Annotated in this window: 14 protein-coding genes; 8 read left to right on the top strand and 6 right to left on the bottom strand. The window is 64.5% G+C overall.

Features of this window, described 5'->3' with window-relative positions:
• Window positions 1–72 precede the first annotated feature (72 nt).
• The 5 genes from O0881_RS13725 to cysS form a co-directional block, all read right to left on the bottom strand.
• The gene (locus O0881_RS13725; RefSeq protein WP_035817435.1) at window positions 73–1,320 is read right to left on the bottom strand and encodes an aspartate kinase; all 1,248 of its coding nucleotides are present in this window, start codon (window positions 1,318–1,320) and stop codon (window positions 73–75) included.
• Window positions 1,321–1,516: 196 nt separating this feature from the next.
• Complete coding sequence (tilS, locus tag O0881_RS13730; RefSeq protein ID WP_289911769.1) at window positions 1,517–2,935, bottom strand: tRNA lysidine(34) synthetase TilS; 1,419 nt, start codon at window positions 2,933–2,935, stop codon at window positions 1,517–1,519.
• A 100-nt stretch (window positions 2,936–3,035) separates the two neighbouring features.
• Window positions 3,036–4,010, bottom strand: coding sequence for an acetyl-CoA carboxylase carboxyltransferase subunit alpha (locus O0881_RS13735; protein WP_034756951.1), 975 nt, complete (start codon window positions 4,008–4,010; stop codon window positions 3,036–3,038).
• A gap of 54 nt (window positions 4,011–4,064) precedes the next feature.
• Window positions 4,065–4,775: a DNA-3-methyladenine glycosylase gene (locus O0881_RS13740; protein ID WP_077409058.1), complete on the bottom strand. Its 711-nt coding sequence runs from the start codon at window positions 4,773–4,775 to the stop codon at window positions 4,065–4,067.
• Window positions 4,775–6,172, bottom strand: a complete 1,398-nt coding sequence (gene cysS / locus O0881_RS13745) for a cysteine--tRNA ligase (protein ID WP_289911770.1) — start codon at window positions 6,170–6,172, stop codon at window positions 4,775–4,777. The genes O0881_RS13740 and cysS overlap by 1 nt, the downstream gene beginning before the upstream one ends.
• A gap of 279 nt (window positions 6,173–6,451) precedes the next feature.
• On the opposite strand from cysS, the gene O0881_RS13750 reads away from it, so the two are divergent.
• From O0881_RS13750 to O0881_RS13765, 4 genes are all read left to right on the top strand, one after another.
• Window positions 6,452–7,081 (top strand): peptidylprolyl isomerase, encoded by a 630-nt coding sequence (locus O0881_RS13750; protein WP_289911771.1) that lies wholly within the window; start codon window positions 6,452–6,454, stop codon window positions 7,079–7,081.
• 73 nt (window positions 7,082–7,154) lie between these two features.
• Window positions 7,155–7,646, top strand: coding sequence for a peptidylprolyl isomerase (locus tag O0881_RS13755; protein WP_070289832.1), 492 nt, complete (start codon window positions 7,155–7,157; stop codon window positions 7,644–7,646).
• A gap of 86 nt (window positions 7,647–7,732) precedes the next feature.
• On the top strand, window positions 7,733–8,488 hold the full coding sequence (locus O0881_RS13760; RefSeq protein WP_077402238.1) for a UDP-2,3-diacylglucosamine diphosphatase: 756 nt from the start codon (window positions 7,733–7,735) through the stop codon (window positions 8,486–8,488).
• Window positions 8,489–8,557: 69 nt separating this feature from the next.
• Window positions 8,558–9,307 (top strand): DUF72 domain-containing protein, encoded by a 750-nt coding sequence (locus O0881_RS13765; protein WP_289911775.1) that lies wholly within the window; start codon window positions 8,558–8,560, stop codon window positions 9,305–9,307.
• Here O0881_RS13765 and O0881_RS13770 read toward each other — a convergent pair.
• Window positions 9,304–11,574 (bottom strand): hypothetical protein, encoded by a 2,271-nt coding sequence (locus O0881_RS13770; protein ID WP_289911776.1) that lies wholly within the window; start codon window positions 11,572–11,574, stop codon window positions 9,304–9,306. The two genes, O0881_RS13765 and O0881_RS13770, sit on opposite strands and share 4 nt — an antisense overlap.
• Window positions 11,575–11,800: 226 nt before the next feature.
• On the opposite strand from O0881_RS13770, the gene O0881_RS13775 reads away from it, so the two are divergent.
• The 4 genes from O0881_RS13775 to O0881_RS13790 all read left to right on the top strand — a co-directional run bounded on the left by O0881_RS13775 (window position 11,801) and on the right by O0881_RS13790 (window position 21,877).
• Entirely contained in the window at window positions 11,801–12,181 is a 381-nt protein-coding gene (locus O0881_RS13775; RefSeq protein WP_077402228.1) for a GntR family transcriptional regulator, read from the top strand.
• Entirely contained in the window at window positions 12,178–13,050 is an 873-nt protein-coding gene (locus tag O0881_RS13780; RefSeq protein WP_289911777.1) for an ABC transporter ATP-binding protein, read from the top strand. Before O0881_RS13775 ends, O0881_RS13780 begins: the two co-directional genes overlap by 4 nt.
• Window positions 13,047–14,048 carry a hypothetical protein gene (locus tag O0881_RS13785; RefSeq protein WP_289911778.1) on the top strand — a complete coding sequence of 334 codons (1,002 nt, stop codon included), beginning with the start codon at window positions 13,047–13,049 and terminating at the stop codon, window positions 14,046–14,048. The genes O0881_RS13780 and O0881_RS13785 overlap by 4 nt, the downstream gene beginning before the upstream one ends.
• Before the next feature lie 761 nt (window positions 14,049–14,809).
• The gene (locus O0881_RS13790) at window positions 14,810–21,877 is read left to right on the top strand and encodes a hypothetical protein (RefSeq protein ID WP_289911780.1); all 7,068 of its coding nucleotides are present in this window, start codon (window positions 14,810–14,812) and stop codon (window positions 21,875–21,877) included.
• Window positions 21,878–22,074: the final 197 nt, after the last annotated feature.

The raw sequence follows: 22,074 nt of genomic DNA on the forward strand, positions 1-22,074 counted from the left end.
CTGCAGCGACGAACGTCATAATATCGATTGCCCCCCCTTTGGTCAAGGGCGTGGGGCAATATTTTTGGATATTTAAGCTTTTTCCAGCTCGAACGCTTTATGCAGCGCGCGCACGGCCAGTTCCATGTACTTTTCATCGATCAGCACGGAGATCTTGATCTCGGAAGTGGAGATCATCATGATGTTGATGCCCTCTTCCGACAAGGTGCGGAACATTTGCGATGCGACGCCAACATGGCTGCGCATGCCCACGCCGACGACGGACAGTTTCGACACTTTCGCGTCGCCCGTGATGCTGGCCGCGCCCAGCGATTCGCGGTTCGCTTCCAGCACGGCCAGCGCGCGCGTGTATTCGCCGCGCGAGACGGTGAAGGTGAAGTCCGTTTTACCGTCTACCGACTGATTCTGTATGATCATGTCGACTTCGATGTTCGCGTCCGCCACCGGTCCCAGGATGTGGTACGCCACGCCTGGACGGTCGGGCACGCCGAGCACGGTGATTTTGGCTTCATCGCGGTTGAAAGCGATGCCGGAGATGACTGCTTGTTCCATGTTTGTATCTTCCTCAAACGAAATCAGGGTGCCTGAATTGGCTTCTATTTCCAGCGGCAACATCGGGTCGGTCAGCGACGACAGCACGCGCGTGGGAACGCGGTAGTTGCCGGCAAATTCCACCGAGCGCGTCTGCAGCACTTTGGAACCCAGCGAAGCCAGTTCCAGCATTTCTTCAAAGGTGATGGTCTTCAGGCGGCGCGCCTCGGAGACCACGCGCGGGTCGGTCGTGTAGACGCCGTCGACGTCCGTGAAGATCAGGCATTCGGCCGCCTTCATGGCGGCGGCGATCGCCACGGCCGAGGTGTCCGAACCGCCGCGGCCCAGGGTCGCGATGTTGTCGTGTTCGTCGACGCCCTGGAAACCGGTAATGATGACAATCTTGCCTGCATCGAGGTCGCGTTTGACTTTTTCGTCATCGATCGACTGGATGCGTGCCTTGGTAAAGGCGGAATCGGTCTTGATCGCGACTTGCCAGCCAGCATAGGATACGGCTTGTTTGCCGATCGCCAGCAATGCCATCGACAATAGGCCGACGGACACTTGTTCGCCTGTCGAGGCGATCATGTCAAGTTCACGGGGATCGGGTTGATCCATGATTTCCTTGGCCAGTCCAATCAGGCGGTTGGTTTCGCCCGACATGGCGGATGGCACCACCACGATTTGATGCCCGGCGTCGTGCCACTTGGCAACGCGCTTGGCGACATTCTTGATACGGTCAGTCGAGCCCATCGACGTACCGCCATATTTGTGGACGATTAAAGCCATAAGAGTGAAGTTTCCGCTCAAGAAGAATAAAAAAGGAGGGCTTTACTCTACATGCCGCAATGCAAAATAACAAGCTAAAAAGCGCATTAGCTCATACCGATTGCGTATATGGAAATAACCAATCCATGCAGTCGGGAGCGCATGGGCAGCCGCTTGGCAGCCACCCCGGGAGTGGCCATGGCGGCTGCCCTTACGCTCAGCAGGAGACCCAGCGCAAGGCCACGCGGGGACGATCCAGCAAGCTCAGGCAATGGCAATCGAGGCCAATACCAGCCGCGAACAGCAATTGTTGCGCCGCACAGACAAGGGGCAGGCGTTCGCGCTCCCAGGCGGGCACGTCAAACGCCTGGTAATGGTATTTCAAGCTCTTGGTGGGACGGTTCAAGGCCAGTTTCAAGCGCTCGCCACCCTGGCGGAAATCGATGCTCAAGGTTTGAGATTGCAACCAGGCAATATCGATACCCTGCCCCCCTTCGTCCACCGCATCGAAATGCAGCACGCCGCCATACGCGGGAAAGGCCAGGCTGGCTTCGCCTTTCCATGCAAACTCCTGGCTGGCTTTTTCCAGGCCGGGAATGCCCGCATCGTCACGCTCGCGCATGCCGGCCAGGTCATCGAGCTTCGGCGTCAGGTACAGACGGTCGCGGTGGCGCCGCACGTGGCATTCGGGATGCGTGACCAGCAATTGCGCATCGGGCCGCGCCTCCAGTAGCTGCGCCAGCATTTCCGCCAGCCACGCCGTCGACGGCATGCGCAAGCCGCGCGTGCCGAACCAGTGGCGCAGCAGGTTGTAGCAGCGGTCCGCGCTCAGCGCACGCAATTTCGCCAGTTCGATGCAGTCGCCGTCGAGACAGGCGGCCAGGTCCTGCGTCGCCAGTTCCGTCAACAGGCGCTGCGCCGATTGGGCGTGCTGGGCGCTGCGGGCGAAGCGCTCCTGGAAACCGGGAAACGCCTGCGCCAGCACGGGCATCACCTGGTGCCGCAAGGCATTGCGGGCGAAGCGGGGATCGTCGTTCGACTCGTCGTGGATGTGCGCGATCGCGTGTTTCGCCACGTACGCTTCCAGTTGCCTGCGCGACACGGGCAGCAGCGGACGCGCCATCACCAGGTCAGGATTGCCCAGCAGCTCGGGCGCGCTGTTGGCGCCATCCATGCCGGACAAGCCCGCCGTGCCGGAGCCGCGCAGCAATTGCAGCAACACCGTTTCAGCCTGGTCATCCTGGTGGTGCGCCGTCAGCAGCAGGCGCACGCCGTGCGCGGCGCACAGCTCGCCCAGGGCCGCGTAACGGCGCTTGCGGGCCGCCTCTTCCGTGCCCGTTTTCGCATTCTTTTCCAGCGTGACCTTGCGTGCCTCGAAGGCGATGCCCATGCCGGCGCACAACTGCCCGCAGTGCGCCAGCCACGCATCCGCGTTCGGACTGAGGCCGTGGTGCACGTGGAACGCGTGCAGGGCCACGCCGTGCTCTTGCGCCCAGGCATGCGCCAGGTGCAGCAGGGCCGAGGAATCGAGGCCGCCGCTGAGGGCGATGCCGACCGCTTCGCCGGCTTGCGGTCCGCAAGTTGCCAGCGCGCTGGCGAAGATGTCGGCGACGGTGGCGTTTTGTTGCTTTTTCATAAGACTCCTGGAATGCAAAGAGGGACAGGTGGCCAAACGAGTGATGTCGCTTGGCTGCCTGTCCCTGGTGTTCTTGCTGCCGGCCTGCGCCGGCGATGGTTTACTCGCTCGGCGTGGTTTCCTTGAACTTGCCGTAGCTCAGCAGTTTTTCATGGCGCGCGGCCAGCAAGTCCTTGGTTTTCATGCCGTGGAACTGGCGCAGGGTGTCGGCCAGTGCGCGTTTCAGCAAGGTCGCCATCTGTTTCGGATCGCGGTGGGCGCCGCCCAGCGGTTCGTTGATGATCTTGTCGATCAGGCCCATGGCTTTCAGGCGGTGCGCCGTCAGGCCCAGCGCTTCGGCCGCGTCGGAGGCGCGCTCGGCACTCTTCCACAGGATCGAGGCGCAGCCTTCCGGCGAGATCACGGCATAGGTCGAGTATTGCAGCATCAGCACGGCGTCGCCCACGGCGATGGCCAGCGCGCCGCCGGAACCGCCTTCACCGATGATGGTGGCGATCAGCGGCACCTTGAGCTCCGCCATCACATACAGGTTGTGGCCGATGGCTTCCGACTGGCCGCGCTCTTCCGCGTCGATGCCGGGGAAGGCGCCTGGCGTGTCGACGAAGGTAAAGATCGGCAAGTTGAACTTTTCAGCCACTTTCATCAGGCGCATGGCCTTGCGGTAGCCTTCCGGCTTCGGCATGCCGAAATTGCGCATGGCGCGCTCTTTCGTGTCGCGGCCCTTTTGATGACCGATGACCATGCACGGCTGGCCGTTGAAGCGGGCCAGGCCGCCGACGACGGACAAATCGTCCGCGTAGCTGCGGTCGCCATGCAATTCGTGGAAATCGGTAAAGATTTCATTCACGTAATCCATGGTGTAGGGGCGCTGCGGGTGGCGCGCGATCTGCGCCACTTGCCAAGGGGTCAGCTTGGCGTAGATATCCTTGGTCAGTTGCTGGCTCTTCTTGGCCAGGCGGTCGATCTCTTCCGAGATGTCGACGGCCGAATCGTCTTGCACGAAGCGCAACTCTTCGATCTTGGAATCGAGTTCCGCGATCGGCTGTTCAAAATTGAGGAAAGTCGTTTTAGTCATTGTACCTCCAGGTTTTACCGGCCACGGCGCCAGGGCGCGCGGCGTCATCTATGTTTATTTTACCGTACCGGCTGGTGCGCCGGGGGCTGTATCGGATGCGGCAGGGGCAGCTGCAGGGTCGAGACTGCGCCACAAATACCACGTCGCCACGGTGCGCCACGGTTCCCAATTGGCGGAAACTTCGCGCGCATCGCTGCGGGAAACTGGTTCGCCGGAGAAATAATTGACGCTGATGCCCTGGATCAAACCGGGGTCGTCGAGCGGCAAGACATTCGGCCGGAGCAGATTAAATATCAGAAACATCTCGGCTGTCCAGCGGCCGATGCCGCGGATCTGCACCAGTTCGGCGATGACGGCTTCGTCATCCATCTGGTCCCACTGGCTCGCGTGCACGCGCTTGGCCTTGAAATGGTCGGCCAGGTCGAGGATGTATTCGGTCTTGCGTTTGGACAAACCGCAGGCGGACAACTGCTCGGCGCCTGCCTTCAATACTTGCGAAGGCGTGCATTTCGGGCAAGCCAGCAGCAGCTTTTTCCAGGCAGCATCCGCCGCCTTGGGCGTGATCTGCTGTCCCACCAGCGAACGGGCCAGGGTGGTAAACGGGTCGCTATGGCCGACCAGGTGCAGGTCGCCAAATTGCGGGATGAGCTTTTTCATGATGCGGTCGCGCTTCATCAGCTCGATCTTCGCCTCTTCCCAGTAATGCGGCACCTGGATCACCTGCGCCGCCACCGGGGCTTCCCCGTTTTCCCTGGACGTTGGCATCATGCGCGGCGCCAGTTGGTCGAGCCGTCAGGCTTGTCTTCAAGAATAATGCCGGCAGCCAACAATTCGGCGCGGATCTTGTCGGACTGGGCAAAGTCGCGCGCCTTTTTCGCAGCGCTGCGCGCCGCGATGGCCGCTTCGATGCCGGCAGCCTCATCCTGGCCGCCGGCGGCCGCGCCGACGGTTGCTTGCAGGAATTGCTGCGGCGTGCGCTCGAGCAAGCCGAACACGCCCGCCAGGCCCTTCAATTGACGCGCCAGGGCCGGCGACTTGCTCTTGTTGACTTCCGTTGCCAGGTCGAACAGGGCGGCCACAGCCAGCGGCGTGTTGAAATCGTCGTCCATCGCTTCGCGCACGCGCACGGCATGGGCTTCGCTCCAGTCGATGGCGCCCTCTTCCACCACCACGTCGGCCAGCGCCGTGTACAAACGGGTCAGGGACAGGCGCGCGTCATCGAGGTGCACGTCCGAGTAATTCAGGGGGCTGCGGTAGTGCGCGCGCAGGATGAAGAAGCGGATCACTTCGGCATCGAATTTTTGCAGCACTTCGCGGATGGTAAAGAAGTTGCCCAGCGATTTGGACATTTTTTCATTGTCCAGGCGCACGAAGCCGTTATGGATCCAGTAATTGACGCTGGTATGGCCGAACGCGCCTTCGGATTGGGCGATCTCGTTTTCGTGGTGCGGGAATTGCAAGTCCGCGCCGCCGCCGTGGATGTCGAATTGTTCACCGAGCAAGGCGCACGACATGGCCGAGCACTCGATATGCCAGCCCGGGCGGCCCTTGCCCCACTTCGAATCCCATTTGACTTCTTCCGGCTCCGACTCTTTCGACGACTTCCACAGCACGAAGTCGAGCGGATCGCGCTTGCCCGTGTTGACGTCGACACGCTCGCCCGCGCGCAGGTCGTCGAGCGACTTGCCCGACAGCTTGCCGTAGTGGGGGAAATTGCGCACGGCATAGTTCACATCGCCATCCGCGCCCTGATAAGCCAAATCCTTGGCTTCCAGCTGCTCGATCAGGCGCAGCATCTGCGGCACATATTCCGTGGCGCGCGGCGTGTGGTCGGGCGTCAAAATACCCAGCGCGGCCGTGTCTTCATCCATGTACTGGGTGAAACGCGTCGTCAGCTGGGAAATCGTCTCGCCGTTTTCCACGGCGCGGCGGATGATCTTGTCGTCGATGTCCGTAATGTTGCGCACATAGGTGACGTCGAAGCCGGACGCCTTCAGCCAGCGGTAAATGACGTCGAACGCCATCATCATGCGCGCATGGCCGATATGGCAATAATCGTAGATGGTCATGCCGCACACGTACATGCGAACCTTGCCCGCTTCCATCGGGACGAATACCTGCTTCTCGCGAGCCAGGGTGTTGTAAATCTTTAGATTGCTCATCGTGCTTTGCAAGTGGAGCGGTCGCCAGCCTGGCAAAACGACAGACAGGCGCGGACACCGGGGGTGCCGCGCCACAGAACTGCCGTGTGCGCCGAAGACTGTACGACCCGCTATATTGTTGTTCTTGTTTGTTAGAATTAGGGCGTTAGCGGTCAAGTATAACATTGATAAAAACCATACTGGCCCGATATGAATCAGGTTTTTACGATGTTCAACCGAATTTTCACTTCTTTACAATTAAAGCAAGTTTAAAGAAAAATAACGATCAAGGACGCCTTCATGCAAGAAATCAAAACGAAACGCCTGTCTTTCCTGGCCCGCTTTTGCACCCTGTTTGCCGGCCTGACCCTGGGCAGTGCCGTCGTGGCAGCCGCTCCGGCGACCGCCGTCGACCCAACGCCGCACGTGGCCCTGAAAACCAGCATGGGCGAGATCGTGCTGGAACTGGACCAGGAAAAAGCACCGAAAAGCGTGGCCAATTTCCTGCAGTACGTCAACAGCGGTTACTACAAGGGCACCGTATTTCACCGCGTCATCGACGGCTTCATGATACAGGGCGGCGGCTTCGACAAGAACATGAAGCAGAAACCGACGAAAGCGCCGATCAAGAACGAAGCGCAGAACGGCTTGCAGAACGTAACCTACAGCATCGCCATGGCGCGCACGGGCGACCCGCATTCGGCCACCGCGCAATTCTTTATCAACGTCAACGACAACGGCCCGCTCGACTACCCTGGCCGCGACGGTTTCGGCTACACGGTGTTCGGCAAAGTCGTCAGCGGCATGGACGTGGTCGACAAGATCAAGGCCGTGCCCGTGGCGGACAAGGGCCCGCACCAGAACGTGCCCGTCACCCCCGTGGTGATCGAATCGGCGACTTTACTCAAGACAGCGCCCGCAAAACTGTAAAATAGCGTTTTTGCGGTGCCCGCCTGCCTGGCGCCGCTGAATCAATTATTCATCCAATTTATTAAGGATCATCATGACCTCCGTCATCATCACCACCAATCTGGGCAAGATCACCGCTGAACTGGACGCCGAAAAAGCGCCGAAAACGGTTGCCAACTTCCTGGCCTACATGCAAGCCGGCCACTACGACAACACGATTTTCCACCGCGTCATCGACGGCTTCATGATCCAGGGCGGCGGTTTCGAGCCAGGCATGAAACAAAAGCCAGCCGACACCACCGTGGAAAACGAAGCCAAGAACGGCCTGAAAAACGATACCTACACCCTGGCCATGGCCCGCACGTCGGACCCGCACTCGGCATCGGCCCAGTTCTTCATCAACATCAAGAACAACAGCTTCCTCGACTACCCGGGCCAGGACGGCTGGGGCTACGCCGTGTTCGGTAAAGTCACCGACGGCAAGGAAGTCGTCGACGCCATCCGCGCCGTGAAAACCTCGCGCGCCGGCATGTTCGCCGACGTGCCAGTCACCGACGTCATCATCGAGAAGGTAGAAGCCGCTTAATTCGGCTCTGGCACCATGAATAACAGGCATTGCAGCGTTTGCGCCTCTCCATGTACATCACTTTTTGGGAGCGTTGAACGATGACAATGCCTGCCGCACTCTTTATTTCCGACCTGCATTTGCAGAGCTCGCACCCGCGCACCAGCGCGGCGTTTCTTTCTTTCCTGGAACACCATGCGCAATATGCGCAAGCGCTGTATCTATTAGGCGACCTGTTCGAATACTGGGCCGGCGACGATGACCTGGAAGACCCGTTCAATGCGCGCATGACGGCCGCCATCCGCGCCGTCAGCGATGCGGGCGTGCACGTCTACTGGATCGCCGGCAACCGCGACTTTCTCGTCGGCTCCGGCTTTGCCGCCGCCGCCGGCGCCACCCTGCTCAGCGAACCGCACGTGGCCACGCTTGCCGGCCGACGCATCGTCTTGCTGCATGGCGACGCCGAATGCACGAAAGACGTCCAATACATGGAGTTTCGCGCCATGGTGCGCCAGCCTGCCTGGCAAAAACAGTTTTTATCCATGCCGTTGGCGCAGCGCAAGGCGATCATCGACGGCTTGCGCAAAAGCAGCCGCGAGCACAATGGCGAAAAATCCATGGACATCATGGATGTCACGCCCGATGCCGTGGCACAAGTATTTGCCGAACACGCAAGCACCGTCATGATCCACGGCCATACGCACCGCCCCGCCCTGCATAAAGTTGACGAAACCTTGCGCTATGTCTTGCCCGACTGGGAATGCGACGTGACGCCGCCACAACAGCCGCGCGGCGGCTGGATCGCCATCGATGCGCGCGGCAACATCACGCGCCATGACTTGAACGGCGACATCATCGACTAGGCTGGCGCCGACCACGTCACGGGCGTTTGTCCGATAGCCGAACCCGACCGACCTTGCTGTAATGGCAGCATGCATACTCATTACGTCGGCACGGCCGGCTGGAGCCTGTCCAGCGCCGCCGCCAGCCACTTCCCCCTCGATGGCAGCCACCTGCAGCGCTATGCCCAGGTCTTGCCCTGCGCGGAAATCAACAGCTCGTTCTACCGCCCGCACCAGAGCGCCACTTACGCGCGTTGGGCCGCCAGCACACCCGAGCACTTCCGCTTCAGCGTGAAATTGCCGCGCAGCATCACGCACGAACGGCGCTTGCGCAACTGTGCGGCCGAACTGGATCGCTTTGCGGGAGAAGTCATGCAACTGGGAAATAAATTGGGCTGCGTGCTGGTGCAGCTGCCGCCCAGCCTGCATTTCGAGGCGGACGTGGCCGTGCAGTTTTTTCAGGCGCTGCGCCAGCGCTTCGGCAGCATGCTCGCTTGCGAGGCGCGCCACCCAGGCTGGTTCGCGGCGCAGGCCACCGAACTGTTGACCGCGCAGCGCATCACGCGCGTGCGCGCCGATCCGCCCGCCGGCCAGCCGGGGCCGCACGTGCCGACGACGGAAGTGGCCTACCTGCGCCTGCACGGCAGCCCGACAATATACTATTCCGACTACCCGGCCGACTACCTGGCGGCGCTGGCCGCTGAATTGCACGCACAAACACAGGCGGATAGCTGGTGCATCTTCGACAACACGGCGGCCGGAGCCGCCCTGTTCAATGCGCTGGAATTGCAGGCGCGGCTGATGGAGTCGCCAGCCGCGCCTGCGCATCGCTCCACTTAAGGCAAGGGCGTCTGGACGATGGCGCGGGCGGTATAGCCATACAGGGTACCGTTGCCAAAAGCCACGATGTCCACGATGGGATTGCCCCATGCCAGTTGCGGTGTGGAAATGACCCCGGCCGTATCGATCTTGCGCACGCCATCCTGGCCGCTCAGGTACAGGTTGTCGGCCTTGTCGATGGCCAGGCTGGGTATGCCGGCAAAGGACAGGCTGCCCACGCCAGGTGCACCGTCGATATTTTTAGTCGAGTACAGGGTGCCGGCAAACACGCTCACGGCGCCGGAACGATTCACCTTGAATACCACCTGATGATAATAGTCATCAAAATACATCTCCCCCTTGCTGTCAAACACCATGCTGTAGGGCAGAATATCTTGCAAGCCGAAATCGCTGTCGCTGAAGGAGCGCGCGAGCGTCTCAAAAGATACAAACAAGGAAAATACGCCACCGGGCGGGCGCCGGTAAATGCCCTCGCCGAAGGACTCCGTCCATGTGATATAGCCATCCTTGTCAATCGCCAGGATATACTGCTGAATGCCTGTCATTCCAGTCGGCAATTGCTCGATGGTGGACATGACCCCGTCAGCGTTGATCTTGCGCAAATTAAATGAAGATACATTCGGCGCCCTGTCCGCCACATACACGGCGCCATCCGCACCGCAAGCGATCGCCACGGGGCTGAGCATGGTCGAGCTGAGCCGTGGTCCGTCATCGCTGCCCGCGCGGCCGGCAATCCCCGCATGGACTTCCAGCTTGCCATTCGGCGCGAGCCGGCGCAATACCTTGTTGGCCGCATCGAGCAGATAGACATTCCCTGCAGGGTCGCTGCACATGCCCGATGCCCTGACCGCACCCACGCGGGCTGCCGCGCCCACGCCGTCCGCCGGCCCGGCTTCGCTCAGAATGACCGGCACGGTCGTAATCCTGTTGCCGGCATCCACCCGGCTCAGCCGTTGCAAGGCAAAATCGAAGACCAGCATGGCGCCTGAATTCTCGCGCAATATCAGCGCGAGGTTTTTCCAGTCGACAGGTTTCCCCGCAGCATCAGGCACCAGGCGCCCCACGACCGTCGTCACCTCGCCATCGGGCGCCATGCGGCGGATGGCGTCGCGGTCGACCAGCAACAAATTGCCGTTGCGCTCGAACACCATATTGCGTACGCCCCTGAAGCTGGCATTGACGCCCTTGCCATCGTAGCCAGTCGTTCTCGCATTGCCAGCCATCAGGAAAGCCTGGTTATTATCAAGGCGATATATCTTGCTGCCGCCATAGTTGCTCAAATAAATGAGACCGCTGGCATCGACCGCAATCTGACCAACCTGCCCTGCCCGCAGCTGGCTGTTCGGTTCGAAAAACATGACATGCACGGAGCTGACCACGCCATCTGGCGTCACCCGGCGAAGCTGGAACTGCCCATCATCGACGAGCAGCAGATCGCCATTACGCTCCACGGCCATGCTGGAGATCCATCCGAACCCCGCTTGCGCTCCCGGCCCATCGGCATACACCGGCGTGCCATTCGGCTCGGGCGGTATCGCGCTGCAATTGGCGCGGCGCTTGCCGGCCAAAGTAGTGACCATCCTTTCTGGCGTAATTTTGCGCACCAGTCCATTGCAGCTGTCGCCCACGTACAAATTCGACTTGTCGTCGATCGCCAGCGGTGCACGCCCGCCGCCCATATAGAAAGTCGCGCTGATCCCAGGCCCGTCAACGGCACCAGCCTTGCCCGGCACGCCGGCGTAAATACTGAGGCTGCCGTCAGGGGCGAGCTTGTGGATCACCTGCGTGGACGAATCGGCGAAGTAATAATTGCCCGCGCCATCCTGCACCATGCCATCGACACGCTGGATCTGCTCCTGCACGCCCGCCAGCACGATGGGCAGGCAACGCACGGCCAGGGTGCTGACGTCGGCGCTGCCCATCGTTGCCGCGCCTTGCGCGATGCTGCAGCCCAGGCCGGCGGAAGCGCTGTCGACCTTGCCTTGATACGCCGTGCCCGCCGCCAGCTTGCCGGCAAAACTGAAGGGACCGTTGGCCGTGACGGTCACTTTATCCGTGCCGTTCGCCAGCACGACGCTGGCGCCAGGCAGCAAGCCGCTGACCGTGCCACCGAGCAGGTAACGCGTCGTTTCAACGGCAGGCGTGGTGGACGGCGTGGCCGTGCCGCCGCCGGAACCGCCGCCGCAGGCGCTCAGCAGGGCCAACAGGGCGGCGCCGCAACCGGCACGCCTGAACAGGTTTTGTACTTCTCCAAAGCAATTTATCATTTCTGCTTTCATGGTTGTGGCGACGATGCACGCCAAAAGTTATCAAGTAAGATTCTCAAACATGCAACATTATAGTTTCTCCATGGATAGAGAAACATGAAAATGTTGACATTTATATTTACACTGTTATAGTTCACTACAACACCAACCCAATACATCACGGAGCTTCGATGCCTACAGCACTTTTTACGCGCCGCCCCGCCCCGCCCTTGTCGGAGCGCATCCCATGAGCGCGGAATGGAACGACAATAGCCCCATCTACCGCCAGCTCAAGGCCAGGGTGGTGGGCATGATGCTCGATGGCGTGCTGCAGTCCGGCGACGCCTTGCCTTCGGTGCGCCAGGTGGCGGCCGATTATCAATTGAATCCCATCACGGTCTCGCGCGCTTACCAGGAACTGGTCGACGATGCCCTGGTAGAAAAACGCAGAGGACTCGGCATGTATGTACTGGAAGGCGCCCGCGACAAATTGCTGGCCAGCGAACGCGAACGCTTCCTGCGCGAAGAATGGCCAGCCTTGCTGGAACACATCACCCGCCTGGGCCTTGATCTCGATCAACTGCTGCAAGCGAGCCGCGACGGCGGCGCACACGGAGAGAACGCATGAATGCATTGAACAAGGACAGCGTCATCAGCGCGCGCGGCCTGCGCAAGCAGTATGGCAAGCAGGTGGCCATCGACAACATCAGCTTCGATATCGCGCCGGGGCGCATCGTCGGCTTGATCGGGCCTAACGGTTCCGGCAAGACCACCACCCTGAAAGCCATCCTGGGCCTGACGGGCTTCGATGGCGACTTGTCCGTGCTGGGGCGCGATCCCCGCGTGCAACGCGACGCGCTGATGGACGACGTGTGCTTCATCGCCGACGTGGCCATCCTGCCGGGCTGGCTGCGCGTGGCCGACGCCATCGATTTCGTTGCCGGCGTGCATCCACGTTTCGACCGCAGCAAGGCCGAACGCTATCTGGCCCACACCAAGCTGTCGCCGAAGATAAAGGTCAAGGCCATGTCGAAGGGCATGGTGGTGCAGCTGCACCTGGCGCTGGTGATGGCCATCGACGCCCGGCTGCTGGTGCTCGACGAGCCGACCCTGGGCCTGGATATCCTGTACCGCAAGCAGTTCTACCAGAACTTGCTGGAAGACTACTTCGATGAAAACAAGACCATCGTCATCACCACGCACCAGATCGAGGAAGTGGAACACATCCTCAGCGACCTGATGTTCATTCGCGACGGCAAGATCGTGCTGGCGTCCAGCATGGAAGAGGTGGGTGAGCGCTATATCGAGGTGATGGTGGGCCCGCAGCACGTCAATCCGGCGCGCGCCCTGCAGCCGATCAGCGAACGCAGCGTGTTCGGCAAGTCCGTGATGCTGTTCGATGGCGTCGCCCGCACCCAACTGGCTGCCCTCGGCGAAGTACGCACGCCCAGCCTGGCTGACCTGTTTGTCGCGACCATGAAAGGATCGTACCAATGAGTATTTCCCCAGTAAACAAGATGCAATGGCTGCTCCGGCGCGAGTTGTGGGAACACAAGGGCATGCTGGTGTGGACGCCTGCCGTGATCGGCGTCGTCATGACGGTGCTGGGCGCCCTGATGGCGGCCGCGACCGTCGCAAAGACCAAAATGCACACGGCGCTCATCGTCAATGGCGAGGAAATTTCCTGGAGCACCGTCTTCAATACGCGCACCTTTGGCCCGCGCCGCACGGAAATCATCGACGCCGTCGCCAACAACTATACGTACACGGCCGCACCGCTGTTCCTGGCGCTGGGCTTCCTCGTGTTTTTCTATTGCCTCAGCGCCCTGCATGACGACCGCCGCGACCGCAGCGTGCTGTTCTGGAAATCGCTGCCCATCTCGGATGCGCAGACGGTGCTGTCGAAAGCGGCCATCGCCCTGCTGGTCGCGCCGCTGATCGTGGCCGCCGCCGCCAGCCTGACGTCGCTGGCCCTGATCCTGATCCTCAGCGGCGTGCTGGCGGCCAACGGCATCCACGTGTTTGCCGAACTGCTGGGCTCTTCCGGCCTGTACCTGGGACCGCTGCGCGTGTTTGGCTTGCTGCCCGTGTATTGCCTGTGGGCCTTGCCGACTGTCGGCTGGCTGCTGATGGTATCGAGCTGGGCCAAGTCGAAAGTCTTCCTGTGGGCCGTCGGCGTGCCGTTGCTGCTGCTCATCCTGACAGTCTGGGCCGGCAAGCTGACGCAGACGGAAAGCGATGTCAGCTGGATACAGATGAATGTCATCGGACGCGCCCTGCTGGGTACCCTCCCCGGCAGCTGGTATCTGTTCGAACCGGAACTGCTGCCGCGCATGCACGCCCTGGCAGAGGGGGGATCGCACATGACACGCATCGATGTGTTCAGCAATTCCTGGTCCAGCCTGGCCTTGCCGGCCGTCTGGCTCGGTGCGGCGGCAGGCGCGGCGCTGATTTACGCCGCCATCCGCCTGCGCAGCTGGCGCGAGGAAGGCTGACAGCGCACTATCTCTTCCCCCTCAAAAACGCCCCGCCCATCGGGGCGTTTTCTATTTCTGCGCTGGCAAAACATCTGAAAATAATAACTACCTTTCTGATAGTGATTATTAAAAAATTCCCTCCCCGAATAAAGACTATTCATTCGATAGCATCAATCCGATATAAAAATTACAAATAATTATTTCTATCGTATTTTATTACCAATCAAATTTGATAATCACCATGCAAAAAAGCAACAACTAGCAATTCGATAGCGATAGGGTTTTTTCGATGAAAATCGCAGAAACATTGCAACTGGGTAGCGGATTCATCCTAAAAGTCCCATTCCGTGACAATCCGTGATTATTCGCTTGCGCAAAGCTTGACAGAATAGAGTCATGAAAAATGATTAAAATGAAATTGAAAGTTTCAAAATTGAAACTACCATCAGAGTGAGAGCTGGTGCGGCCTGCATGTAAATACCACTATCTTTCAAGGTGTATCGGATGGCAAGCCAGTTATCGCAAAAACAGGATGCAAGAAAATAACGCCATGCAAAACAAATGCAAAAATGGCATTTTAAATATTTCAGGGCCGGCGTTCCATTACGCCAGCGTTTTTTTCCCAGTTATGTTTTACTTTCACCATCTGCATCGGCAATACCCAATTTCAACCACGGCCCAAGCCACGCCGGAGTAAGCAAGGAAACGAACCACATTATTGATTTTTTAATATCTTAAAAAATTAAACGAACATATAACCTTCTTCCGGAGATTTTCAAATGGCCACCACCCAAAATCCAGCACAAGTTCCCGTCAATGCCGAAGGCGCTGGCGCCAAGATCGCGACGCCCGCTAAAAAAGCGCTCAATCCGAAAAACGGCGACCGCAAGCAGTATGACGAAGACGAACTGATAAAAGGGGCCGATGCCAGCGCGACCATGCCGCCTGAAAATGTCGTGGAAGTCACGGGAAGCGCCGATAGCGGCAATGCCGCGGCCCTGGGCACGGCCGCGGCAGTGGCTGCAGCCGCCTTGGCGGCCGGTGGTGGCGGCGCGGCTGCAGGCCAGGCCGGCAACGGCAGTGCCGATCCCGGCACGTCGCAAGGCGACAACAACGGCGGTGCGGCGGGCGCGGCAGGCGCCGGCGCAGGCGCCGCCGGCATCCCCAGCGGCAGCGTCGTGGATGTCGCAGGAGCATCAGCTGGAGCGGGCGCAGGCGCCGGTGCTGCAGGCGGCCTGGGCGGACTTGGCGTGCTGGGCGCGCTCGGCGGCCTTGGCCTGGTAGCCGCCGCAGCAGGCGGTGGCGGCGGAGGCGGTGCCGCGGCTGGCGGTTCCGGCACCGGTGGCACGGGGACCGGAGGCACAGGCACGGGTGGCACGGGTACGGGCGGGACCGGCACTGGCGGCACGGGCACGGGAGGAACCGGTGGCACGGGCGGAACGGGAGGAACTGGCGGCACGGGTGGCTCGACCGGCGGTAGCACGGGAAATCAATCCACGACCACGACGATTACCGACGCGGCCGTGCTGGCCGCAGCAGCAGCGGTCGCGGCGGCCAACAGTGCCCTGGCCGATGATGCCGCCGCAGCAGCAGCCGCAGCCACGGCAGCAGCTGCGCTGGCAGCGGCGAATGCGGCCACGCTCGCCGACCAGCAGGCTGCTGCCGCGGCAGCTGCAGCGGCAGCAGCCTTGCTCGCAGCCAATAACGCCACCAGCGACGATGTGCTGGCCGCCAGCACGGCAGCCGCCGTGCCCGGTGCGCAAGCCGCTGCCACGGCTGCCACGACCGACGACAACGCGGCCGCTGCCGCGGCGGCCACCGCCGCCATTTCGCTGGCCGCCACCACGTCGGCACAAAATGCCGATGCGGCTGCCGTCACGGCCGCCGCCAACGCCGCCGCCGCGCACGCCGCTGCCGATGCGGCGCAAACGCAAGCGGACCAGACCAACGCCCCCGCATTGCAAGTCATCGCCGATGCGGCCGATGTCGTCTCCGCCGCCGCCAACACCCAGGCGGCGCTGACCGATGCCGCGGCGCTGGGTGTCATCTCGGCCAATGATGCCGCCGCCGCGGCCGCCGCCACGGCGCTGGCCAATGCCACGGACGCCGCCGCGCTGGACCTGGCGGCAACGGCCGCCGCCAACGCCGCCGTCACGGCCGGCATACAGGCCAGCCTGACGGACGCCGCCGCCCTGACAGTCATCTCCGATGCCGATGCGGCCACCGCCGCCGCGGCCGCCAGCGTGGCCGCCGCCACCGATGCCGTCGCCCTGACCGCCGCCTCGAATGCGGCCGCTACCGCGGCAGCGAATGCGGCCGCCAACGCCAATGCCAGCGACGCCGCGGCACTGGGCATCGCCGCCACGGCTGCAGTGAGTGCCGCCGCCGCGGCCAGCACGCAAGCAGGACTCACCGACGCCGTGACGCTGACCATGGCAGCGGACGCCGCCGCCGGCGCAGCCGCCTGGGATGCCTCGATCGCCAACGCCACCGATGCCGTGGCCCTGCAGGCCGCCGCCGATGCGGCCGCCACGAACGCCGCAAATGCGCAGACACAAGCGAACATGACGGACGCGCCCACCCTGGGGCTGATCGCCGATGCGGCCACCCTGGCGTCGGATGCGGCGCAGGCGCAGGCCGACCTGACCGACGCGGCAGCGCTGGCCCTGATTTCCAGCGCCGATGCCGCCGCAGCGGCGACAGCAGCCACCCTGGCCGGCAACACGGATGCCGCCGCGCTCGACATCGCTGCCGCCGCTGCCGCCACTGCCGCCGCCAACGCCGTGGTGACAGCCAACCTGAGCGACGCAGCCGCCTTGCAGATCACGGCCGATGCCGCCGCCAACACCTCGACCGCCGCCGCCACGCAAGCGGCGCTGACCGATGCGGCCGCGCTGCAAATCGTCTCCGACAATGACGCCGCCGCCGCGCTGGCAGCGCAAACCACCGCCGACCAGACGGACGCTGCCGCCCTGGCCGCTGCCGACGCGGCGGCAGCCAGCGATGCCGCGAATGCCCAGGCCGTGGCCAATCAGACCGATGTAGTTGCTCTGCAGCAAGCTGCCGACCAGGCCGATGCGGATGCGGCGGCCGCCCATTCGCAAGCGAGCCTGCTGGACGTCAACGTCGCCCTGAATGCCTTCAACCTGGCCAACCTCGCCGCCCTGGCCGCCAACGTCACGGCCGGGCAGACCAGCGTCGTCGACCTGACGGCCACCGTCAACGCCTTGCAGCTCGATTCCGACAATGCTGACGTCACTGCCAACCTGACGGATGCCCTCTTCCTCGCCGGCATCTCCGCCGCCGATGCGCTGGCGGCCGCGACTGCGCTGACCACTGCCAACCTGACCGACGCCGTGGCGCTCGCCAACACCGCCGCCGCGGCCGTTGCGGCGGCGGAAACGGCTGCCCTGCTGGGCGGGATCGACATCTCGGCCGTCAGCGCCGCCGTTGCGGCCCAGACCGCAGCCACGGCCGCAGCGGCCACCGCCGCGCTGACCGATGCAGGCGCGCTGGGCCTTGTCTCCACCGCCGATGCCGCCGCCGAACTTGCCGCCCAGGCCGCCGTCAGCACACTGACGGCCGCCAATACGCTGGCGCAAAACGCCCTGACCGCGGCACAGCTCGTGGCCGGCCAGACCGATGCCGCGGCCCTGGCCGTGGCGTCGTCGACCGCCGATGCGGCCGCCGCCGCAGCCGTCACGACGGCGGGCCAGACGGACGCCATCGCGCTGAGCCTCATTTCCAACGCCGATGGCCTGGCTGCCGCCTCGGCCGCCAGCCTGGCGGCGCTGACGGATGCCACGGCGCTGGGCGTGATCTCGACCGCCGATGCCACCTTGGCCGCCACCCTGCTGACAACGGCCAACTTGACGGACGCTGCCGCCCTGGGCCTGGCCGCCGCCGCCGCGGCCGCCGCCGCCAATACGGCGACGAATGTTGCCAACCTGACCGATGCGGTGGCACTGGGCACGCTCTCGGCCGCCGCCACCACGGCCGCCAATACGGCCGCCGCCACCGCCTCGTTGACGGACGCCACGGCCCTAGGCCTCGTCGCCACGGCCGATGCGGCGCTCGCCGCCACGGCGCAGACGACGGCCAACCTCACCGATGCCGTGGCGCTGGGCCTCGTCTCGACGGCCGCCAACACGGCCGCCAGCCTGGCCGCCACGACAGCCAACCTGACGGACGCCGTTGCCCTGGGCACCGTCTCGGCGGCCGCCACGGCTGCCGCCAACACGGCTGCCGCCACCGCCGCGCTGACCGATGCCGTGGCCCTGGGGCTGACGGCCACCGTCGATGCGGCCGCCGCCACCGCCGCGCAAACAACGGCCAACCTGACGGACGCCGTCGCCCTGGGCCTGGTGGCGACCGTGAATGCCACGGCCGCCGCCACCGCCGCCACCGTCGCCGGCCTGACCGACGCCGTCGTGCTGGGCACCCAGCATACGCTCGACGTCACGGCCGCCACCGTGGCCGCCACCAAGGCGGCGCTGACGGACGCGGCCGCGCTGACCACCATCGCCAACAACGATGCCGCAAATGCCACCGCCCTGGCCGCCTATTCGACCGCCCATCCACTCGACCTAGTGGCCGCGCTGGCCGCCACCGTGGCCGCCACGACGGCGAACCTGTCGCACGCCGCCGCAGTGTCGGCGCAGGCGGACGATGCGGCTGCCGCCTCGACGGCCGCCACGGCTGCCGCCTCGCTGGTCACGCTGAACAATGCGATTGCCGCCGACAATGCCGCCACCGCCGCCGCCACGCTGGCCCTGACCTCGCAGGCCGCCGCCACGGCGGCGCAGCTGGACGACACTCTCGCGGCGACCGCCGCCGGCGTGGCCGCCACCTCGCTGGCAGCGGCGCAGGCAGCGCAAGCGGCCGATGCCGCCGCCGCCGCGACGGCCGCGACGGCAGCCAATGCCCTGGCCGCCTTGAATGCGGCCCTGGCTGCCGACGCGAATGCGGCAGCTACCGCCGCGGCTGCCGTCACGGCCAATGCAGCCACGGCCGCCGCCGTCGCCGACGATCTGGCCGCCGCCACGGCCGCCACCGTCGCCAATGCCTCGCAAGCGGCCGCGCAAGCGGCACAGCTGGCCGACAATGCGGCCGCCAGCGCCGCCACCATCGCGGCCAATGCATTGACCGCGCTGAACCAGGCACTGGCCGACGATGCGGCCGCCGCTGCCGCCGTCCTCAACTCCACCAACGCCACGGCCGCCGCTGCGGCCGCTACCGCCGCCGATACGGCCGCCGCCGCTGCCGCCGCCGTCGCCGCCATCTCGGCCGCCGCCACGCAGCATGCGCAGGCGGACGATGCCGCAGCAGCGGCAGCCGCCCTCACGGCGGCCATCTCGCTGGCCGCCACGCAAGCCGCGCAGGCGGCCGACCTGGCCGTCGGCACGACGGCGGCGGCGGCAGCAGCCGCACTGGCCGCCCTGAACCAGGCCCTGAACGACGACAACGTCGCCGCAGCAGCGGCCACGGCGGCCAACAATGCGCAAGCGGCCCTGAATGCGGCCACGACGGCGCTCAACGCGGCAATCCTGACGGCCAGCGCCTCGCTCGCCGCCACCAATGCCGCCGTGGGTGCCGACGCCACGGCGGCAAGCACGGCAGCCGCCGCCGCGGCCGCGCAGATCATTGCCGACGCCGCGCTGCAGGCCGACGCCGGCCTGGCGGCCCTCGCCACGGCGGCCAACAATGCACTGGCCGCGGCCAGCGCCGCGCTGGCCGCCGACGATGCGGCCGCCAGTGCCGCGCACACGGCAGCCCTGTCGGCAGCCGCCACGCTGGCGGCGCAACTGGCCGACACGGCCGCCCTCAATGCCCATGCGGCGCTCAACGCGGCCATCGCCAACCTGAACGCGGCGGTAACGGCCGATACCAACGCCCTGGACGCCGACAATGACAAGACGCTCAAGCTGAACCTGCTCATTTCCGCGCAAAATGCGTCCGATGCGGCAGCCCAGGCCGACGCGAATGCGGCAGCCGCCCATGCGGCGCTGGCGTCAGCCCAGGCCGACGATGCGGCGGCCGTCACGGCTGCCAACAATGCGGCAGCCGCGCATGCGGCGGCCGTCGCAGCGCAGAACGCCGATGCAGCCGCAGCAACGGCGGCGGCGCAGGCGGCCATCTCGCTGGCCGCCACGCTCAATGCCCAGGCGGATGACGCCACGGCAGCAGCGGCCGCCACGGCCGCCGCGAATGCGCAACTGGCATTGAACGCGGCCCTCGCCGCTGACGCCAACGTCGCCGCCACCGCAGCTGCAGCCGCCGCCGCCCAGCTGGCGGCGCAAAACGCGCACGACGCCGATGCCGCCGCCGCGGCAGCGGCCGTCGCGGCCGCCATTACCCTGGCAGCCACGCAGGCAGCCCAGGCCGACGATGCGGCAGCCGCCCTGGCCGCGGCCAACGCCGCCAACGCCCAGGCAGCGCACAACGCCGCCGTCGCCGACGACCAGGCCGCAGCGGACGCCGCAGCCGCCGCCTCCCTCGCACAAGCGGCAGCGACGGCAGCAGCAGCCGCCGATGTCGCCGCCGCCGCCAGCGCCGCGGCGGCAGCAGCGGCACTGCTCGCCGCCCAGGCAGCACAAGCCGACGACACGGCCGCCAACCAGGCGGCGGCAAATGCCGCCGCCGCCACCGCCGCGCACACGGCAGCCATCGCCGCCGATGCCCTCGCCGTCAGCACGGCGGCAACGGCAGCCACCGCTCTGGCCGCCGCCACCGCGGCGCAGAACGACGATGACGCCGCGGCGGCGGCCGCCGCCCAGGCCGCCATTTCGCTGGCCATCACGCAACAGGCACAGGCCGACGATGCGGCAGCGGCAGCGGCCACCGTCAACGCGAACAATGCGGCCGCAGCCGCGCTGGCCGCCCATGCCGCCGATGCGGCCGCGCCGCTGGCCCAGGCCCAGGCAGCCGCCTCGCTGCTGGCCTTCCAGGCGGCGCAAGCGGACGATGCCGCCGCCGCCAACGCGGCGGCAGCAGCGGCTCAGGCGCATGCCAATGCCAACGCGGCCTACGCGGACGATGCGGCGGCGGCTCAGGCCAACGCCAACGCGCAGGCAGCCGATGCGGCCCTGGTGCAAGCGAACGCCCTGGCCGCGCAAACGGACGCCAACGCCCTGGGAGTGATATCGGCGGCGGATGCCGCCCACGCCGCCGCCGTGCAAGCGCTGGCCGACCAGACCGATGCCGTGGCGCTCACCCAGGCCGCCGATGCGGCTGCGGCCGCCGCCCTGGCCGCGGCGCAGACGGCCAACCTGACGGACGCCGCCGCCCTGCACCTGGCAGCGGATGCGGCAGCGGCAGCGGCCCTGCAGGCGCAGGCGCAGGCGGACCTGACGGACGCAAACTCGCTGACGGTGTCGGCAAACGCCGCAGCCGCAGCGGCAGCGGCAGCCCAGGCCCACGCCGACCTGACGGATGCAAGCCAGTTGTTCGTGCTGAGCCAGAACGCACTGCACAACCCGCTGACGGTGAGCGACTTCAGCACCGGCCTGCCAGCCGCCGGCGGCGACGTGATCGACATGTCGGCCATCGCCCACCTGACGGCAGCGGTGGCGGTGGGCGTCAACCTGAGCACGGACTTTGGCAACGACAATCTGTTCATCTTCGACAGCACGGCCGTGTCGATCCACGATGCCGCCGGCGCCATCGCGGCCGACAACAGCGTCTTGTCGGGACAGGGCTACATCGTCATCGCCGATGCGCAAAACAGCGGCGCCGTCACGGTCTATCACTCGAGTGACCTGAGCAACGCCAACGCCATCGACACGGCGCTGGTGCTGCTGAGCGGCGTGAACATCACGCAGCTGACGGCGGCGAACTTCCATGTCTGAGGTCATGCTCATGGAAACGTAGCCACAACAGCCGCAGGGGCGCGTACGCAGTCGCGCCGCGCTCCTGCGGCCCTGGTGATCCTCGTTGCAACCCTGCAGGCCGCAAGGCCGGAAAAACACGGGATGAGATTACGCAGTTTGCCAGCACTACCCTGCCGCCGGCGCCCCTGGCCCGGCATCCTGCCCTGCATCGCGGC

This window comes from Janthinobacterium sp. SUN100, assembly GCF_030397705.1.
GTDB classification, from domain to species: domain Bacteria; phylum Pseudomonadota; class Gammaproteobacteria; order Burkholderiales; family Burkholderiaceae_D; genus Janthinobacterium; species Janthinobacterium kumbetense.

Excerpts from the sequence above, each read along its gene's own strand:
- O0881_RS13725 (WP_035817435.1), bottom strand. The coding sequence starts at position 1,320 with ATGGCTTTAATCGTCCACAAATATGGCGGTACGTCGATGGGCTCGACT.
- tilS (WP_289911769.1), bottom strand. The coding sequence starts at position 2,935 with ATGAAAAAGCAACAAAACGCCACCGTCGCCGACATCTTCGCCAGCGCG.
- O0881_RS13735 (WP_034756951.1), bottom strand. The coding sequence starts at position 4,010 with ATGACTAAAACGACTTTCCTCAATTTTGAACAGCCGATCGCGGAACTC.
- O0881_RS13740 (WP_077409058.1), bottom strand. The coding sequence starts at position 4,775 with ATGCCAACGTCCAGGGAAAACGGGGAAGCCCCGGTGGCGGCGCAGGTG.
- cysS (WP_289911770.1), bottom strand. The coding sequence starts at position 6,172 with ATGAGCAATCTAAAGATTTACAACACCCTGGCTCGCGAGAAGCAGGTA.
- O0881_RS13750 (WP_289911771.1), top strand. The coding sequence starts at position 6,452 with ATGCAAGAAATCAAAACGAAACGCCTGTCTTTCCTGGCCCGCTTTTGC.
- O0881_RS13755 (WP_070289832.1), top strand. The coding sequence starts at position 7,155 with ATGACCTCCGTCATCATCACCACCAATCTGGGCAAGATCACCGCTGAA.
- O0881_RS13760 (WP_077402238.1), top strand. The coding sequence starts at position 7,733 with ATGCCTGCCGCACTCTTTATTTCCGACCTGCATTTGCAGAGCTCGCAC.
- O0881_RS13765 (WP_289911775.1), top strand. The coding sequence starts at position 8,558 with ATGCATACTCATTACGTCGGCACGGCCGGCTGGAGCCTGTCCAGCGCC.
- O0881_RS13770 (WP_289911776.1), bottom strand. The coding sequence starts at position 11,574 with ATGATAAATTGCTTTGGAGAAGTACAAAACCTGTTCAGGCGTGCCGGT.
- O0881_RS13775 (WP_077402228.1), top strand. The coding sequence starts at position 11,801 with ATGAGCGCGGAATGGAACGACAATAGCCCCATCTACCGCCAGCTCAAG.
- O0881_RS13780 (WP_289911777.1), top strand. The coding sequence starts at position 12,178 with ATGAATGCATTGAACAAGGACAGCGTCATCAGCGCGCGCGGCCTGCGC.
- O0881_RS13785 (WP_289911778.1), top strand. The coding sequence starts at position 13,047 with ATGAGTATTTCCCCAGTAAACAAGATGCAATGGCTGCTCCGGCGCGAG.
- O0881_RS13790 (WP_289911780.1), top strand. The coding sequence starts at position 14,810 with ATGGCCACCACCCAAAATCCAGCACAAGTTCCCGTCAATGCCGAAGGC.